The sequence below is a fragment of the Pseudomonas sp. S60 genome (genome assembly GCF_016647865.1).
GTDB classification, from domain to species: domain Bacteria; phylum Pseudomonadota; class Gammaproteobacteria; order Pseudomonadales; family Pseudomonadaceae; genus Aquipseudomonas; species Aquipseudomonas parafulva.
This window is the reverse complement of sequence record NZ_JACVVH010000022.1, coordinates 62,402-77,211: the sequence shown is the minus strand read 5'-3', so window position 1 is coordinate 77,211 and position 14,810 is coordinate 62,402. Positions and strand designations below refer to the sequence as shown.

At 63.5% G+C, this 14,810-nt stretch carries 17 protein-coding genes and 1 other RNA gene; 6 read left to right on the top strand and 12 right to left on the bottom strand.

Features of this window, described 5'->3' with window-relative positions; translation table 11 throughout:
• Nucleotides 1-14 precede the first annotated feature (14 nt).
• The 6 genes from IAE33_RS13235 to IAE33_RS13210 all read right to left on the bottom strand — a co-directional run bounded on the left by IAE33_RS13235 (nucleotide 15) and on the right by IAE33_RS13210 (nucleotide 5,936).
• Complete coding sequence (locus tag IAE33_RS13235; protein WP_201163816.1) at nucleotides 15-1,016, bottom strand: extracellular solute-binding protein; 1,002 nt, start codon at nucleotides 1,014-1,016, stop codon at nucleotides 15-17.
• Nucleotides 1,017-1,131: 115 nt separating this feature from the next.
• Nucleotides 1,132-2,349, bottom strand: a complete 1,218-nt coding sequence (locus IAE33_RS13230; protein ID WP_201163815.1) for a 2-octaprenyl-3-methyl-6-methoxy-1,4-benzoquinol hydroxylase — start codon at nucleotides 2,347-2,349, stop codon at nucleotides 1,132-1,134.
• 9 nt (nucleotides 2,350-2,358) lie between these two features.
• Nucleotides 2,359-2,841 carry a DUF4442 domain-containing protein gene (locus IAE33_RS13225; RefSeq protein WP_060480871.1) on the bottom strand — a complete coding sequence of 161 codons (483 nt, stop codon included), beginning with the start codon at nucleotides 2,839-2,841 and terminating at the stop codon, nucleotides 2,359-2,361.
• Nucleotides 2,838-4,037 (bottom strand): 2-octaprenyl-6-methoxyphenyl hydroxylase, encoded by a 1,200-nt coding sequence (gene ubiH, locus IAE33_RS13220; protein ID WP_201163814.1) that lies wholly within the window; start codon nucleotides 4,035-4,037, stop codon nucleotides 2,838-2,840. Before ubiH ends, IAE33_RS13225 begins: the two co-directional genes overlap by 4 nt.
• Entirely contained in the window at nucleotides 4,034-5,359 is a 1,326-nt protein-coding gene (gene pepP / locus IAE33_RS13215) for a Xaa-Pro aminopeptidase (RefSeq protein ID WP_201163813.1), read from the bottom strand. The genes ubiH and pepP overlap by 4 nt, the downstream gene beginning before the upstream one ends.
• A gap of 22 nt (nucleotides 5,360-5,381) precedes the next feature.
• Nucleotides 5,382-5,936 carry a YecA/YgfB family protein gene (locus IAE33_RS13210; RefSeq protein WP_028632954.1) on the bottom strand — a complete coding sequence of 185 codons (555 nt, stop codon included), beginning with the start codon at nucleotides 5,934-5,936 and terminating at the stop codon, nucleotides 5,382-5,384.
• Nucleotides 5,937-6,117: 181 nt separating this feature from the next.
• Here IAE33_RS13210 and IAE33_RS13205 point away from each other — a divergent pair, with 181 nt between their 5' ends.
• The 4 genes from IAE33_RS13205 (at nucleotide 6,118) to IAE33_RS13190 (ending at nucleotide 7,502) form a co-directional block, all read left to right on the top strand.
• Complete coding sequence (locus IAE33_RS13205; protein WP_029886233.1) at nucleotides 6,118-6,300, top strand: TIGR02449 family protein; 183 nt, start codon at nucleotides 6,118-6,120, stop codon at nucleotides 6,298-6,300.
• Entirely contained in the window at nucleotides 6,297-6,617 is a 321-nt protein-coding gene (locus IAE33_RS13200) for a cell division protein ZapA (protein WP_028632952.1), read from the top strand. Before IAE33_RS13205 ends, IAE33_RS13200 begins: the two co-directional genes overlap by 4 nt.
• Before the next feature lie 17 nt (nucleotides 6,618-6,634).
• A non-coding RNA gene (gene ssrS, locus IAE33_RS13195) (6S RNA) lies at nucleotides 6,635-6,814 on the top strand.
• Between the two features lie 79 nt (nucleotides 6,815-6,893).
• Nucleotides 6,894-7,502 (top strand): 5-formyltetrahydrofolate cyclo-ligase, encoded by a 609-nt coding sequence (locus IAE33_RS13190; RefSeq protein ID WP_201163812.1) that lies wholly within the window; start codon nucleotides 6,894-6,896, stop codon nucleotides 7,500-7,502.
• Between the two features lie 19 nt (nucleotides 7,503-7,521).
• Here IAE33_RS13190 and IAE33_RS13185 read toward each other — a convergent pair whose 3' ends face one another.
• A complete protein-coding gene (locus tag IAE33_RS13185) occupies nucleotides 7,522-7,674 on the bottom strand; it encodes a hypothetical protein (protein ID WP_201163811.1) in 153 nt (50 codons plus the stop codon).
• 179 nt (nucleotides 7,675-7,853) lie between these two features.
• Here IAE33_RS13185 and IAE33_RS13180 point away from each other — a divergent pair, with 179 nt between their 5' ends.
• Complete coding sequence (locus IAE33_RS13180) at nucleotides 7,854-8,303, top strand: EVE domain-containing protein (RefSeq protein WP_028632950.1); 450 nt, start codon at nucleotides 7,854-7,856, stop codon at nucleotides 8,301-8,303.
• 23 nt (nucleotides 8,304-8,326) lie between these two features.
• On the opposite strand, the gene IAE33_RS13175 is transcribed toward IAE33_RS13180, so the two are convergent.
• A complete protein-coding gene (locus IAE33_RS13175; RefSeq protein ID WP_028632949.1) occupies nucleotides 8,327-8,731 on the bottom strand; it encodes a flagellar basal body-associated protein FliL in 405 nt (134 codons plus the stop codon).
• Nucleotides 8,732-8,889: 158 nt separating this feature from the next.
• Between IAE33_RS13175 and IAE33_RS13170 the strand changes: the two genes are divergently transcribed.
• Nucleotides 8,890-9,867 carry an NADPH:quinone oxidoreductase family protein gene (locus IAE33_RS13170; RefSeq protein ID WP_201163810.1) on the top strand — a complete coding sequence of 326 codons (978 nt, stop codon included), beginning with the start codon at nucleotides 8,890-8,892 and terminating at the stop codon, nucleotides 9,865-9,867.
• A gap of 13 nt (nucleotides 9,868-9,880) precedes the next feature.
• On the opposite strand, the gene IAE33_RS13165 is transcribed toward IAE33_RS13170, so the two are convergent.
• The 4 genes from IAE33_RS13165 to rho all read right to left on the bottom strand — a co-directional run bounded on the left by IAE33_RS13165 (nucleotide 9,881) and on the right by rho (nucleotide 14,642).
• Nucleotides 9,881-10,531, bottom strand: a complete 651-nt coding sequence (locus IAE33_RS13165) for a gamma-glutamylcyclotransferase (protein ID WP_201163809.1) — start codon at nucleotides 10,529-10,531, stop codon at nucleotides 9,881-9,883.
• A gap of 280 nt (nucleotides 10,532-10,811) precedes the next feature.
• On the bottom strand, nucleotides 10,812-11,780 hold the full coding sequence (locus IAE33_RS13160) for a CDP-6-deoxy-delta-3,4-glucoseen reductase (RefSeq protein WP_201163808.1): 969 nt from the start codon (nucleotides 11,778-11,780) through the stop codon (nucleotides 10,812-10,814).
• A complete protein-coding gene (ubiD, locus tag IAE33_RS13155; protein WP_201163807.1) occupies nucleotides 11,780-13,246 on the bottom strand; it encodes a 4-hydroxy-3-polyprenylbenzoate decarboxylase in 1,467 nt (488 codons plus the stop codon). The genes IAE33_RS13160 and ubiD overlap by 1 nt, the downstream gene beginning before the upstream one ends.
• A 136-nt stretch (nucleotides 13,247-13,382) precedes the next feature.
• Nucleotides 13,383-14,642 carry a transcription termination factor Rho gene (gene rho / locus IAE33_RS13150; RefSeq protein ID WP_003253661.1) on the bottom strand — a complete coding sequence of 420 codons (1,260 nt, stop codon included), beginning with the start codon at nucleotides 14,640-14,642 and terminating at the stop codon, nucleotides 13,383-13,385.
• Between the last annotated feature and the right edge of the window lie 168 nt (nucleotides 14,643-14,810).

Here is a 14,810-nt window from a genome sequence, read left to right as displayed (position 1 = left end):
GGGGTGAGGCGGGCTTAGTTGTAGCCTGCACGGTCCATCAGGCGAATGGCTTCAGCCTGGCGCTTGCCGGCGATTTCCACCGGGATGCTGTCGGCCTTGAAGCTGCCCCAGGCGGCGACTTCATCCGAAGGCTTGACCTTCGGGTTGGCTGGAAACTCCTGGTTGATGTCGGCAAACAGCTTCTGCGCCTCTTCACCGGTCATCCACTCCACCAGCTTTTTGGCCGCTTCCGGGTGCGGTGCATGCTTGGTCAGGCCGATACCGGACAGGTTGACGTGCACACCGCGGTCGCCCTGGTTGGGCCAGAAGATTTTCACCGGCAGGTTCGGGTTCTGCTTGTGCAGGCGGCCGTAGTAGTAGGTATTGACCACGCCTACGTCGCACTGCCCGGCCTCGATGGCCTGGATCACTGCGTTGTCGTCGGAGAACACATCGGTGGACAGGTTGTTGACCCAACCCTTCACGATCTGCTCGGCCTTGGCTTCGCCGTGGTTTTCGATGAGGGTGGCCGTCAGCGACTGGTTGTACACTTTTTTGGCCGTGCGCAGGCACAGGCGGCCTTCCCAGTCCTTGTCGGCCAGCGCCTCATAGGTGCTCAGCTCTTCAGGCTTGACCCGGTCACTGGCGTAGACGATGGTGCGGGCGCGCAGGCTCAGGCCAGTCCAGTCATGGGACGAGGCGCGGTATTGTGCAGGGATGTTGCGGTCGATGATGTCCGACTTGATCGGTTGCAGAATGCCCATCTGCTCGGCCTGCCAGAGGTTGCCGGCATCGACGGTAAGCAGCAGGTCCGCCACCCCGTTGTCGCCCTCGGCCTTGATGCGTTGCATCAGTGGCGCTTCCTTGTCGGTGATGAACTTGATCTTGACCCCGGTCTTGGCGGTATAGGCATCGAACACCGGCTTGATCAACTCATCGATGCGCGAGGAATACACCACCACTTCGTCAGCTGCCTGGGCAGCGCCACCGAACAGGGTAAGGGCCAGTGCGGCAAACAGGGGCTTGCGTGGCAACATGGAAAGCGCTCCTCGGATCGTTAGAGAGGCGCAAATGGTAGTGAATCCCATTTTCCAGCTCATCCACTTAGCCGTTACCGGATGTTGCAGTGGGCCACGGGGTGCCCCCGGCGTTTCAGGCCTTGGCCAGTTGCGGCAGGTCGCCACTCAGGCCCAGCGCCTGGCGCACGAACACCGCCTTGGCTTCTGGCATCTGTTCCACCAGCTTCAAACCGCTGTTGCGCAACCAGCGCAGCGGCAGGGGGTTGGCCTGGAACAAACGCTCGAAGCCTTCCATGGCCGCCATCAGCGCCAGGTTGTGCGGCATGCGCCGGCGCTCATAGCGGCCCAGCACTTTCACATCGGCCAGCCGCTCGCCCCGCTCGCAGGCACCGATCAGTACCTCGGCCAGCACAGCAGCATCCAGGAAGCCCAGGTTCACGCCCTGCCCCGCCAGCGGGTGAATGGTGTGGGCGGCATCGCCAATCAATGCCAGGCCTTCATCCACGTAGCGTTTGGCATGGCGCTGGCGCAGCGGCACGCACACCCGAGGGTCGGTTTGCAGCACATCGCCCAGCCGCCCTTCGAATGCCTGCTGCAGCGCCTTGTTGAATGCCGGTTCGTCCAGCGCCATCAGCCGCTCGGCGTGCTCCGGGGTGGTCGACCACACGATCGAACACCAGTCTTGCGCGCCATCACGGCTTAGCGGCAGGAACGCCAGCGGGCCATCATCGGTAAAGCGCTGCCAAGCGGTGGCCTGGTGGCCGGCCGTGCAGCGCACGCTGGTGACGATGGCGTGGTGAAGGTAGTCCCACTCGCGGGTTTCGCACCCGGCCAGGCGGCGTACCGCAGAGTTGGCGCCATCGGCAGCGACCACCAGTGGCGCTCGCAGTTGCCGGCCATCGTGCAAGGTCACCAGCCAGTCCTTGCCGGACCGGCGCAATTGCTCCAGCCGGGCGTTGGGCAGCAGGCCGACATCGCTGTCGTGCAGGCGCTCCAGCAGGCCGTCCTGCACCACACGGTTCTCGACAATGTGGCCGAGTACCTGGGCATGCACACTGGCGGCCGAGAAGTGGATCTGACCCGTGCCGCTGCCGTCCCACACCTGCATGTGGCAGTACGGTGTAGCACGGCGCTGCGCGATGCCTTCCCAGGCCCCCAGCCGCTCGAGAATGCGCTGGCTGGCGGCCGAGAGGGCACTGACCCGTGGCTCGAAGGCGGCACTGGCATCGAAAGGCCGCACTGTCAGCGGCCCGCCATCGAGCAGCAGCACGTGCAAGCCGCTGTGGCGCAAGGCCAAGGCCAGGGCACTGCCGACCATGCCGGCACCTACTATCAGAAGATCTGCGCGCATTTCCATGCCTTACGCCAGCCTCGCTTGCGGCTTGAGCCGCACGTATAGGGTTTTGTCGACCCGCGCCACCAGCTCGCCGGCACCGTCGCGGATATCCACCTGCAGCCTGGGCAGGCATTTTTTGCCAGTAGCGGTCTGTTGGCGGATTTCGTCCAGCAGTACGTCATCGATGTGGAATTCGGCATACACCGGGCCCTTGCCCGGCGAAATGAAATCGATGCTGGCGGCCTTGTCCCAGACAATGTAGTCGCGCCCCAGTTGCTCGATCAGCAGCAGCATGTAGAACGGGTCGACCATGGCATACAGGCTGCCGCCGAACTGGGTACCGACGTAGTTGCGGTTCCAGCGCGTGAGTTTCATCGCCACCTGAATGCTGCGCATGTCCGGGCTGATGTGCTGCACACGGATACCAGCCCCCAGGTACGGCGGGTAGAGGTTGAGCATCCAGCGCAGCATGCGTGCACGCCGCGCCAGCTTGCGGGGGTTGCTCATGCTTTGCTCCGCAGGTCCGGCCGGGTACCCAGGCCCATGGCCTGGCGCGCGAACCAGCGCTTGGCCGGCGGCAGCAGGTCGAGGCCGAGCAGGCCAAGGTTACGTGCCGCCGCTACCAGCGGCTGGTTGCTGCCGAACAGGCGCGTGACCTGATCGGAAAAACCAATGGTCAGGGCCTGGTCCAGTTGCTGGCGACGATGGTACGCCTGCAGGGTCGGCAGGTCGCCCGGTATCGCGGGGCCGGCCAGAAGTGCCTCGGCCAGGGACTGCACGTCACGCAGCGACAGGTTGAAGCCCTGCCCGGCGATGGGGTGCAGGCTGTGCGCGGCATTACCCAGCACCACCAGGTGCGGCCGCACCTGTTCCTGGGCTTCGACCAGCGAAAGCGGATACAGGTGCCGGGCACCGACCTGGCGCAGCGCCCCCAGGCGATAGCCAAAAACACCCTGTAGCTCACGCAGGAAGCTGCGTTCGTCCACCTCGGCCAGGCGCTGTGCATCCATGCCCTGGCGCGTCCAGACCAGCGCGCAGCGGTTTTCAGGCAGCGGCAGCAAGGCCATGGGCCCGGCTTCGGTGAAGCGTTCGAAGGCCTGGCCGCCATGGGCTTCACCCGGCGTGATGTTGGCAATCAGCGCGCTCTGCTGGTAAGGCGTGGTGCGCACATGGATGCCCAGCTGCTCACGCAGCCCCGACCGTCCGCCATCGGCGAGCACAGCCAGGTCGCACTCGAACAGCGTGTCGTCGTTGAGCCGCACGCGGTAACCGCCTTCGATGGCCTGCAGCGCAGACACCTCTGCGGGGCAGCGCCAGCTCACCACGTCACGGTCCAGGCCTTGCCACAGGCACTGCCCCAGCCAGGCGTTTTCTACCACGTAGCCAAGCGCTGGCACGCCCTCCTGGCCGGCGTCCAGGCGGGTGGTGCCAAAGCGGCCACGGTCCGACACATGGATTTGCGTGATCGGTTCGGCCCTGCGGCCAATGGCCTTCCACAGCCCCAGTTGCTCGTAGATCTGCCGGGTACCAAAGGACAGCGCCGATGAACGGGCATCGTAGCTGGGCTGGAAGCTGTCGCCGGGCGCGAAAGGCTCGACCAGCAGGATCTTCCAGCCGCGGGCCTTGGCGCCCGCCTGCAGGGCCAGGGCCAGGCTTGCGCCCACCAGGCCACCACCGATGATCGCCAGGTTTACCCGGTTCATACGCGCGCGGCCTGCATCAGCGCCTCGATTTCGGCGACCGTGCGCGGCACGCCCGACGTCAGGATTTCACAGCCTTGCCTGGTCACCACCACATCGTCCTCGATCCGTACACCAATGCCGCGCCACTTCCTGGGCACAGCCTGATTGTCGGCACCTATGTAGATACCGGGTTCGACGGTCAGGGCCATGCCAGGCTCGAGCACCCGCCATTCACCCCCGACCTTGTAGTCGCCCACATCGTGCACATCCATGCCCAGCCAGTGCCCGGCACGGTGCATGTAGAACGCACGGTAGGCTTCGCTGTCGATCAACGCCTGCACCTCACCCTCAAGCAGGCCCAGTTCCACCAAGCCCTCGGTAATGACCCGTACCGTGGCCTCGTGGGCGTGGTTCCAGTGCTTGCCGGGGGCGATTTCGGCGAACGCCGCCGCCTGGGCCTTGAGCACCAGCTCGTAGATGGCCTTCTGTTCAGGTGAAAAGCGCCCGCTGACCGGGAAGGTGCGGGTGATGTCGCTGGCGTAGCAGTCGATCTCACAACCGGCATCGATCAGCACCAGGTCGCCGTCCTTGAGCAGGGCGTCATTCTGCTGGTAGTGCAGGATGCAACCGTTGCGCCCGGCGGCCACGATGGACCCATACGCCGGCATCTTCGCCCCGCCCTTGCGGAACACGTAGTCCAGCTCGGCCTCCAGGCTGTACTCATACAGCCCGGCCCGGCACGCCTGCATGGCCTGCACATGGGCCCGCGCAGAAATATCCGCGGCGCTACGCATCACCTTCACTTCCGCCGCCGATTTATACAGGCGCATGTCGTGCAGCAGATGATCCAGGGCAACGAACTCGTTCGGCGGCTGCGCGCCCAGGCGAGCCTTGGAGCGGATCACGTTGATCCAGTCCATCAGCCGGCGGTCGAATTCCGGGTTGCTGCCCATGGCGCTGTACACCCGCTCGCGGCCTTCGATCAGGCCCGGCAGGATTTCGTCGATGTCGGTGATGGGGAACGCATCATCGGCGCCGAACTCGCGTACCGCGCCTTCCTGGCCGGCACGCAGGCCATCCCACAGCTCACGTTCGGGGTTGCGCTCGCGGCAGAACATAACGTACTCGCCATGCTCGCGGCCAGGGATGAGGGCGATCACCGCCTCGGGCTCGGGGAAACCACTGAGGTACTGGAAATCACTGTCCTGCCGGTACACATGCTCGACGTCGCGGTTGCGGATGGCAACCGCAGCGGCGGGCAGGATGGCAATGCTGTTGGGGACCATCTGCGCCATCAGCGCCTTGCGCCGGCGGGCATACTCGGCCTTGGGAATACGGCTCATGGGCAGACTACCCCCGGGTTGGTCAGTGCAGAGATGGCTTGGGCGCGGGTGCAGCCGGCGTGGCCAGCTCGGAGAACAGCAGCAGCGGCGCTACACGCAGGTATTCCATGACTTCCATGTAGTCGCTTTCGCCGTCTTCGGACTCTTCCAGGGCTTCTTGCACCTGGGAGATGGCGACCAGGTCCTGCAGCACTTCCTTGGCCTCGATGGACAGGTCCTTGCCGCCGGCGTTCAGGCCGAAGCCGGTAATGAAGCCCTGGCACCACTGGCCCAGCGCGGTGGCGCGGTCGGTGAGGGCGGCATCATCGGAAGGCAACAGCAGGACGATGGCCATTTCGTCGCCGGTGAGTTCACCCTTGACCATTTCCTGCAGGCCGATCAGGGCGTTGCGTACGGTATCGCCGGGTTCGGTTTCCAGCAGTTGGGCCGCATCGGCCAGCCAGGCATCGGCATCGAAGCCGGCACCGGCGCAGCTGCGGCCAATGAGCAGGCCGTGCAACTCGGCCGGGGTGACAGGGTGACCATTGCTCGACAGCAGCATGGCGAAGGCGACGTAGGGCGATTGGGTATTGGGCATGGGCAGCTAGGCGCCAGACGGCGCAATGACTAGAATGGAGGCCTTGTATCCTAGCACCGGCAGGCGCGCCAAGACCATCGGCACTGGCCGGCGCCACCCAGGGAGAGGCATCATCGTCAGGTGAGTCAACGACGGAGCGAATCGAGTGCAACCCACGCAAGACAAAGACCTGCAGGCACTGATGAGCCGATTCGAGCTGCTGATTGAACGTGTCGAGCAACTTAAACGGCAAAATGCACTCCTAGTAGCTCAGGAAAAGTCCTGGCGCGAAGAGCGCGCCCACCTCATCGAAAAGAACGAGATCGCCAAGCGCAAGGTCGAGTCGATGATCTTACGCCTCAAGGCTCTGGAGCAAGACTCATGAGTTCAAGCAATAGCGTCACCGTGCAGATCCTGGACAAGGAATACTCGATCATCTGTCCACCCGAAGAGCGCAACAACCTGGTGAGCGCCGCGCATTACCTGGACAGCAAGATGCGCGAGATCCGCAGCAGCGGCAAGGTGATCGGGGCCGACCGCATCGCGGTGATGGCGGCGCTGAACATCACCCACGAAATGCTGCACCGCCAGGAAGACCGCACCGCTGCACCTGCGGGTGGGGCGAGCCGCGAGCAGGTGCGCGACCTGCTTGAACGGGTCGATCAGGCGCTGTCCGACGATGCGGATACCAAAATCAGTTGAGATTGGTATACTGGCGCCACTCCCTGGGGGATGCGCCAGTCGGTTATGTCCCTGAGCCGATACGCACAACCACGGGGGTTGCACGCTGGGGCCGGTGTGCATGTCCGCTCGACGGAAAGCCTTAACGCCCCCTGCAATCTCCACCTTGAACTTTCGGGTTCAAGGGCTACACCGATAGCGGTCTTATCGGGGAGCCTGAATTCTCTTGCCCGCCCTTCGGCGGGCAATTCGTTTTGGCCGCAAGCGTCGGCCAGCACTCCTGGGACCGCCTGTGCCATGACCGACACCGCGCCGCTCACCCGCCCCCAGCTTCGTCGCCTGCTTCGCCAAGCCCGCCGCGCACTCACCCCCGCCCAGCAACGCCAGGCCGCTGCCGGCCTGTATCGCCAGCTGGCGCAGCACCCGCTGTTCCGGCGCGCCCGGCACATTGCCCTGTACCTGCCCAATGATGGTGAAATAGACCCTCGCCTGTTGCTGCGTGAAGCCCAGCGACGGGGTAAGCGCACCTACTTGCCGGTACTGCATGCATGGCCACGCACGCGCATGGTGTTCCAGCGCTTCGAACAGGGCGAAGCCCTCAAACCCAACCGGTTTCGCATCCCTGAGCCGGTCATCGACCGCAGGCGGCAGCGCCCGATCTGGGCCCTGGACCTGATTTTGCTACCACTGGTCGGTTTTGATGATGCGGGCGGGCGGCTGGGGATGGGCGGCGGGTTCTACGATCGCAGCCTGGCCTATCAGGCACGCCGTAAAACGTGGAAGAAGCCACTGCTGCTGGGGCTGGCCCATGAATGCCAGAAGGTGGAGCGGCTGGCGCAGGCCAGTTGGGATGTACCGCTGCAGGGCACGGTCTCGGACCACCACTGGTACCTGGCGCCGCAGTAGGCCGTGCCGCTTGTGGGGGTCAACGTTGCGGCTGGCTGGCCTCGGCGGCCGCCTGATAGGCGTTGTCCAGCTTGCGCTCCCAGAACCCTTGCGCATAACCGGTGGTGACCACACCCAAGCCAAAAATGAACACCAGGACCCAAAGCAGGTCCGGCTTTTTACGTTGATTCATCGACGATTGCCCCCCAGGCAAACTGTTCAGTGCTCGGCGACTTTTTGCGTAGCGCCGTAGCATCGCACTTCAAACGGGGCGCATTCTCCGACAACATGCGTCCGCAAGCAAACCTTGACGTCAACCGGCTGTCGGTTTAGTTCAATACGTTATTTCAAAACTTTTCAGGAGCACCGCGCATGGCCTATTGGCTGATGAAGTCCGAGCCCGACGAGCTGTCCATCGAGGCCCTGGGGCGGTTGGGTGAGGCGCGCTGGGACGGGGTGCGCAACTACCAGGCGCGCAATTTTCTGCGGGCCATGAGCGTTGGCGATGAGTTCTTCTTCTACCATTCCAGCTGCCCGCAGCCTGGGATTGCGGGCATCGCCAAGGTGGTGCGCGCGGCGTACCCGGACCCCACCGCCCTCGACCCGCAAAGCCACTATCACGACGCCAAGGCCACCGCCGATAAAAACCCCTGGAGCGCGGTGGACGTAGCCCATGTGCAGACCCTGCCGCGGGTGCTGGAGCTGGGCTGGCTGAAGCAGCAAGCCGAACTGGCCGAGCTGCCACTGGTGCAAAAAGGCAGCCGCCTTTCAGTGATGCCGGTCACCCCCGCGCAGTGGGCGGCGGTGCTGGCCTTGCGCTAGGCCTCACAGCCAGCCCGCCCGCCTTACTGGACGATGAGGTTGTTGAACAGCAGGTCCTCGACGATCGGCTTGCCCTCTTCGGCTTCCATCACCTGCTGAACCTGCTTCAGTGCCTCCTGGCGCAGGTGCTCCTTGGCCTCGACATTGCTCATGCTGTCTACCGTCTGCTGGGCGAACAGTGCCACCAGCTGGTTACGGATCAACGGCTCGTGGCTCTGCACAGCCTTGGCCGCTTCATCGCCGGTGACCCGCAGGGCTACGTCAGCCTTGTACACCCGCAGGCGAGGGCCACCGTCGAGGGCATAATTGCCTACGAATGGAGGGTTGAGGCTGATATAGGCGACCTTGGGCGCGCCTTCCTTGGCTTCTTCGGCCAGGGCTGCGGCAGGTAGCACCAGGGCCAGTACCATCAAGATCCACGCTTTCACGAATTCGCTCCTCAATACAGTTGCCGCCAGCTTACCCAGCGCGCCGCGCAAACCCAAGCCCGGGCTTATGCCTGCCCATCAGGGCAGGCCATGCTCGTTGACCCGGCGGGCCGGCCTCCTACACTTATCGGCCATTACCCGTAAAGGAATAGCCCACGATGAAAGCCTTGCTGTGCAAAACCCTGGGCCCGGCAAGTGGCCTGGTACTCGAAGAGGTGGCAAGCCCGCTCCCCAAGCCAAACGAGGTGCTGCTGGATGTGCGTGCCGCCGGGGTCAATTTCCCGGACACCCTGATCATCGAAGGCAAGTATCAGTTCCAGCCTGCCCTGCCCTTTTCACCTGGCGGGGAGGCCGCGGGGGTGGTGGCGGCGGTTGGCGAAAAGGCTGGTGCCTTCAAGGTAGGAGACCGGGTGATGGCGCTGACCGGCTGGGGTGCATTCGCCGAGCAGGTGGCGGTACCGGCCTACAACCTGCTGCCGATACCGGCGGGCATGGATTTCACCACCGCCGCAGCCTTCGGCATGACCTATGGCACCTCGATGCATGCCCTGCACCAGCGGGGCCGGTTGCAGCCAGGGGAAACCCTGCTGGTGCTGGGCGCATCCGGTGGCGTGGGGCTGGCGGCGGTTGAAATCGGCAAGGCTATGGGCGCCCGGGTAATCGCAGCGGCCAGCAGTGCCGAGAAACTGGCGGTGGCCAAAGCTGCCGGGGCAGACGAGCTGATCGACTACAGCGCAGGCAGCCTGCGCGAAGAAATCAAGCGCTTGACCGGGGGTAACGGTGTGGATGTGATCTACGACCCGGTGGGCGGCGAGCTGTTCGAACAGGCGGTACGCGGGCTGGCCTGGAACGGCCGGTTGCTGGTAGTGGGCTTTGCCAGTGGTGTGATCCCGCAGCTTGCAGCCAACCTGGTGCTGCTCAAGGGCGCGGCGGTGCTGGGCGTGTTCTGGGGGGCTTTCGCACAGCGCCAGCCCCAGGACAACGCGGCAAACTTCCAGCAGCTGTTTGCCTGGTACGCCGAGGGCAAGCTGAACCCACTGGTGTCGCACATCTACCCACTGGCCGAGGCCGGGGCGGCCATCGACAAGCTGGGCCAGCGGCAGGCAGTGGGCAAGCTGGTGGTGTCAGTGCCGTGAGGGCGCTACCGCCTCAGGCCTCGCCCAGGTTGTGACAGCGCCTGAAACGCGCCTCCAGGCTGCGGTCAGGCATCTGGTGAGTACGCAGGGCGTTGAGTGTTTGCTCGACATAATCGCGCGTAGTGCCGTAGCGCCCTGCTGCACGGGCCAGAATGTGGCTGAGCAGCGTGTCTGGCAGGTTACCTGCGTAGCACGGCAAATGGCGCTCCAGCACAAAGCCCAATGCCTGCACCTTGCTGCCGTCGCCCAGCCGGCAATTCAGCCAATGGGGGCGGTACGCCGGGTAGGGCATTTCCCGTTGCCACAAGGCCATCAGCGAGGCGTCCAGTGTGCGCTCGTCCAGCCTGTAGGCGAAGCCGCTGCAGGAGCCACCACGGTCCAGGCCGAAGACCAGCCCAGGGGTTTCTGGCGTGCCACGGTGCTCGTGCGACCACAGGTACAGGCCGCGGTGATAGCCGTGCACCCGCGCCCGCTGACGCTCCACGGCGCTGCACTCTGGCCGCCAGATCAATGAGCCGTAGGCAAACAACCACACTGGCCCACCCGGGTGCTGCGACAGGGTGGCCTGCATGGAAGTGTGCAACTGCTCACGTGTGAGGGGCTGGCCAAAATCGAGTGACGGGGGGTAGTTAACTTTCCAGGACGAACTTTCAAGTGCCGACATAAGCTGCCGCCAGGAGTCTCCGCATACAAAAACATGTAACCCAACTAGGCCTTGAGGCACACGCAGTGCCCACTCGCCGCGGCCGGCATGGGCCGGGACGCCAACAAAGCGGGCCCGGACCTTGTATAAGCTAAGTCAGGAAGTTGAGGCGGACAAGCGCATGTCGAAATTTTCATGCAAGCAGCCGACGACCGGAACTTATTGTTTCAAGGCCAGTGAAAGTTAGTGATCAAGGCGGCAACAATTACCGCCTTATACCCCGATGTTCAAACTTCGGTTATTAGCCCCGGGGGGCGTAGGCGAAGACGTCGGCACGCATACGGTGCGCATCCATGCCCGCTTCAACCAGGGCGTCGAGGGTGGCATAGATCATGTTGGGCGAGCCGCTGGCATAGACGTGTACGCTGTTGAGGTCACTGATGTCCTCGCAGACCGCTTGGTGCAGCATGCCGCAGCGCCCTTCCCAACCACACAGGTCGCTGACCACCTGGTGCAGGTACAGGTTGGGCAACTGCAACCACTCGTCCCAGTGTTCGATCTGGTAGAAGTCCTCTGGCCGGCGCACGCCCCAGTACAGGTGGACCGGGTGCTTGAACCCTTGAGCGCGGCAGTGCTCGACCAGGCTGTGCATCTGCCCCATGCCGGTGCCAGCAGCGATCAGCACCAGTGGCCCGTCAGGCAGTTCGGCCAGGTGTGTGTCGCCGAAGGGCATTTCAATGCGCGCCAGGCGGTCGTGCTGCAGTTGTTCGATCAACTGTACCGCGCTGGGTTCGCGCGCCAGCACATGCAGCTCAAGCTCGCGGCCGGCATGGGGGGCGGATGCCAGCGAAAACGCCGCCTGCTTGCCGCCCTGGCGTTCGATCATCAGGTACTGCCCGGCATGGTAACGCAGTGGCTTGCCCGCTGGGGCCAGCAAGCGGACGCGCCAGACGTCGCCGCCAACCTCGCGGCACTCACTCACGGTGCACGCCAGTTTACGCACCGGCAGTTCGCCCAGGGCAAGCACGCCATCCCACAGCAGCACGCAGTCCTCCAGGGGTTCGGCAAGGCAGGTGAACAGCTCACCATGATCGCGCACCTCACCGTCCTGGCGCACGCGGCCTTCTACCAACAACGCGGCGCAGACATGGCAATTGCCGTTGCGGCAGCTGTTGGGGCAGTCATAACCCAGCCGGCGCGCTCCATCCAGGATCCTTTCACCGGGCTCGAGCGCCAACACCGCCCCGGACGGCTGCAACGTTACCTGCATCAATCTATTCCCAACTGATCCCACAGCTCATCGATACGCCGGGTAACGGCTTCGTCCTTGACGATAACCCGCCCCCACTCGCGTGTAGTCTCGCCCGGCCACTTGTGGGTGGCATCCAGGCCCATCTTCGAACCCAACCCCGACACCGGTGACGCGAAGTCCAGGTAGTCGATCGGCGTGTTGTCGATCATCACCGTATCACGCTTGGGGTCCATGCGCGTGGTGATGGCCCAGATCACGTCGTTCCAGTCGCGGGCATTGATGTCGTCGTCGGTCACGATAACGAACTTGGTGTACATGAACTGTCGCAGGAACGACCATACACCCAGCATCACGCGCTTGGCATGCCCCGGGTACTGCTTCTTCATGGTCACTACCGCCATGCGGTACGAACAACCTTCAGGCGGCAAGTAGAAGTCGACGATTTCCGGGAACTGCTTCTGCAGGATCGGCACGAACACTTCGTTGAGCGCCACACCCAGGATGGCAGGCTCATCCGGCGGCCGACCGGTGTAGGTACTGTGATAGATCGGTTTCTGCCGATGGGTGATGCGCTCCACGGTGAACACCGGGAAGCTGTCGACTTCGTTGTAGTAACCGGTGTGGTCGCCGTAAGGCCCTTCGGGGGCCATCTCGCCTGGGTGAATCACACCCTCGAGGATGATCTCGGCACTGGCCGGAACCTGCAGGTTGCTGCCACGGCACTTGACCAGCTCGGTGCGGTTGCCGCGCAACAGGCCGGCGAAGGCGTATTCGGAAAGCGTATCGGGCACCGGGGTCACGGCGCCCAGAATGGTCGCAGGGTCGGCGCCCAGCGCAACGGCGACGGGGAATGGCTGCCCGGGGTGCTTCTCGCACCATTCGCGGTAGTCGAGGGCACCGCCACGGTGGCTCAGCCAACGCATGATGACCTTGTTGCGGCCAATCACCTGCTGGCGGTAGATGCCCAGGTTCTGGCGGTCCTTGTTCGGGCCGCGGGTAACGGTGAGGCCCCAGGTAATCAGCGGCGCCACGTCGCCTGGCCAGCAGTGCTGCACCGGCAACGCACCGAGGTCGACCTCATCACCCTCCAGCACCACCTCCTGGCACACGGCGTCCTTGACCACCTTGGGCGCCATCGACACGACCTTCTTGAAGATCGGCAGCTTTGACCAGGCATCCTTGAGGCCTTTTGGCGGCTCAGGCTCCTTGAGGAAGGCCAGCAACTTGCCGATTTCGCGCAACTCGTCGACAGACTCGGCGCCCATGCCCATGGCCACCCGCTGTGGCGTACCGAACAGGTTGCCCAGCACCGGCATGTCGAAGCCTGTGGGCTTCTCGAACAACAATGCCGGGCCTTTGGCGCGCAGGGTACGGTCGCAGACCTCGGTCATTTCCAGGACGGGAGAGACCGGGACCTGGATGCGCTTGAGCTCGCCGCGCTGTTCCAGGCCACGGATGAAGTCGCGCAAGTCGCGATACTGCATGCAGAAGCCTCGTGTTGGCCGTGTCGATCGGGGGTGCAGAGTGTAGCGCAAATGAATTGGGGCCGCTTCGCAGCCCTTCGCGGGCAAACCCGCAAAGGGCTGCAAAACAGCCCCAATCAATAACCGCCGGAAATGCTTACTTGCGCTTCATCGACAGGAAGAACTCGTCGTTGGTCTTGGTCTGCTTGAGCTTGTCGACCAGGAACTCGATCGCGGCGATCTCGTCCATCGGGTGCAGCAGCTTGCGCAGAATCCACATGCGCTGCAGCTCGTCGTCGGCAGTGAGCAGCTCTTCGCGGCGGGTACCGGAACGGTTGATATTGATGGCCGGGAACACGCGCTTTTCGGCGATGCGGCGGTCCAGCGGCAGCTCCATGTTACCGGTGCCCTTGAACTCCTCGTAGATCACTTCGTCCATCTTCGAGCCGGTTTCGACCAGCGCGGTGGCGATGATGGTCAGCGAGCCGCCTTCTTCGATGTTACGCGCAGCGCCAAAGAAACGCTTTGGCTTTTCCAGGGCGTGGGCGTCGACACCACCGGTGAGTACCTTGCCGGAGCTCGGGATCACGGTGTTGTAGGCACGTGCCAGACGGGTGATGGAGTCCAGCAGGATCACCACGTCCTTTTTGTGCTCGACCAGGCGCTTGGCCTTCTCGATGACCATCTCGGCCACCTGCACGTGACGGGTGGGTGGCTCGTCGAAGGTGGACGCAACCACTTCGCCGCGCACGGTGCGCTGCATTTCGGTCACTTCTTCAGGGCGCTCGTCGATCAGCAGGACGATCAGGTGGCACTCAGGGTTGTTACGGGTAATGTTCGCCGCGATGTTCTGCAGCATGATCGTCTTGCCCGCCTTGGGCGGCGCGACGATCAGGCCACGCTGGCCTTTGCCGATCGGGGCGCACAGGTCGATGACGCGACCGGTGAGGTCTTCGGTGGAGCCGTTACCGGCTTCCATCTTCAGGCGCTTGTTGGGGAACAGCGGCGTCAGGTTTTCGAACAGGATCTTGTTTTTCGCGTTTTCCGGGCGGTCGAAGTTGATGGTGTCGACCTTCAGCAGCGCGAAGTAGCGCTCCCCTTCCTTCGGCGGGCGGATCTTGCCGACGATGGTGTCACCGGTGCGCAGGTTGAAGCGGCGGATCTGGCTTGGCGAGACGTAGATGTCGTCAGGGCCGGCCAGGTAAGACGCATCAGCGGACCGCAGGAAACCGAAACCATCCTGGAGAATCTCCAGCACGCCATCACCGGAAATCTCTTCGCCGCTCTTCGCGTGCTTTTTCAGCAGGGCGAAGATCACGTCCTGTTTGCGCGAACGGGCCATGTTTTCGATGCCCATCTGTTCGGCCATTTCCAAAAGATCGGTAATCGGCTTTTGCTTGAGTTCAGTCAGGTTCATAAGGGGAATGACGTAATCATGTAAGAAGGGAGAATTAAGCTTTGGCTTAATGAGGCCGCGCCGCTAGATGGCGAAAGGATCGCGTACTGATTCGAATTGGGGATGCTTCGGCGACGGCATGTAGAGGGCACTGGAGAAGCAGTGCGAGGCCGAATGTAACACTTGCTT

Excerpts from the sequence above, each read along its gene's own strand:
- IAE33_RS13235 (WP_201163816.1), bottom strand. The coding sequence starts at position 1,016 with ATGTTGCCACGCAAGCCCCTGTTTGCCGCACTGGCCCTTACCCTGTTC.
- IAE33_RS13230 (WP_201163815.1), bottom strand. The coding sequence starts at position 2,349 with ATGCGCGCAGATCTTCTGATAGTAGGTGCCGGCATGGTCGGCAGTGCC.
- IAE33_RS13225 (WP_060480871.1), bottom strand. The coding sequence starts at position 2,841 with ATGAGCAACCCCCGCAAGCTGGCGCGGCGTGCACGCATGCTGCGCTGG.
- ubiH (WP_201163814.1), bottom strand. The coding sequence starts at position 4,037 with ATGAACCGGGTAAACCTGGCGATCATCGGTGGTGGCCTGGTGGGCGCA.
- pepP (WP_201163813.1), bottom strand. The coding sequence starts at position 5,359 with ATGAGCCGTATTCCCAAGGCCGAGTATGCCCGCCGGCGCAAGGCGCTG.
- IAE33_RS13210 (WP_028632954.1), bottom strand. The coding sequence starts at position 5,936 with ATGCCCAATACCCAATCGCCCTACGTCGCCTTCGCCATGCTGCTGTCG.
- IAE33_RS13205 (WP_029886233.1), top strand. The coding sequence starts at position 6,118 with ATGAGCCGATTCGAGCTGCTGATTGAACGTGTCGAGCAACTTAAACGG.
- IAE33_RS13200 (WP_028632952.1), top strand. The coding sequence starts at position 6,297 with ATGAGTTCAAGCAATAGCGTCACCGTGCAGATCCTGGACAAGGAATAC.
- IAE33_RS13190 (WP_201163812.1), top strand. The coding sequence starts at position 6,894 with ATGACCGACACCGCGCCGCTCACCCGCCCCCAGCTTCGTCGCCTGCTT.
- IAE33_RS13185 (WP_201163811.1), bottom strand. The coding sequence starts at position 7,674 with ATGAATCAACGTAAAAAGCCGGACCTGCTTTGGGTCCTGGTGTTCATT.
- IAE33_RS13180 (WP_028632950.1), top strand. The coding sequence starts at position 7,854 with ATGGCCTATTGGCTGATGAAGTCCGAGCCCGACGAGCTGTCCATCGAG.
- IAE33_RS13170 (WP_201163810.1), top strand. The coding sequence starts at position 8,890 with ATGAAAGCCTTGCTGTGCAAAACCCTGGGCCCGGCAAGTGGCCTGGTA.
- IAE33_RS13165 (WP_201163809.1), bottom strand. The coding sequence starts at position 10,531 with ATGTCGGCACTTGAAAGTTCGTCCTGGAAAGTTAACTACCCCCCGTCA.
- IAE33_RS13160 (WP_201163808.1), bottom strand. The coding sequence starts at position 11,780 with ATGCAGGTAACGTTGCAGCCGTCCGGGGCGGTGTTGGCGCTCGAGCCC.
- ubiD (WP_201163807.1), bottom strand. The coding sequence starts at position 13,246 with ATGCAGTATCGCGACTTGCGCGACTTCATCCGTGGCCTGGAACAGCGC.
- rho (WP_003253661.1), bottom strand. The coding sequence starts at position 14,642 with ATGAACCTGACTGAACTCAAGCAAAAGCCGATTACCGATCTTTTGGAA.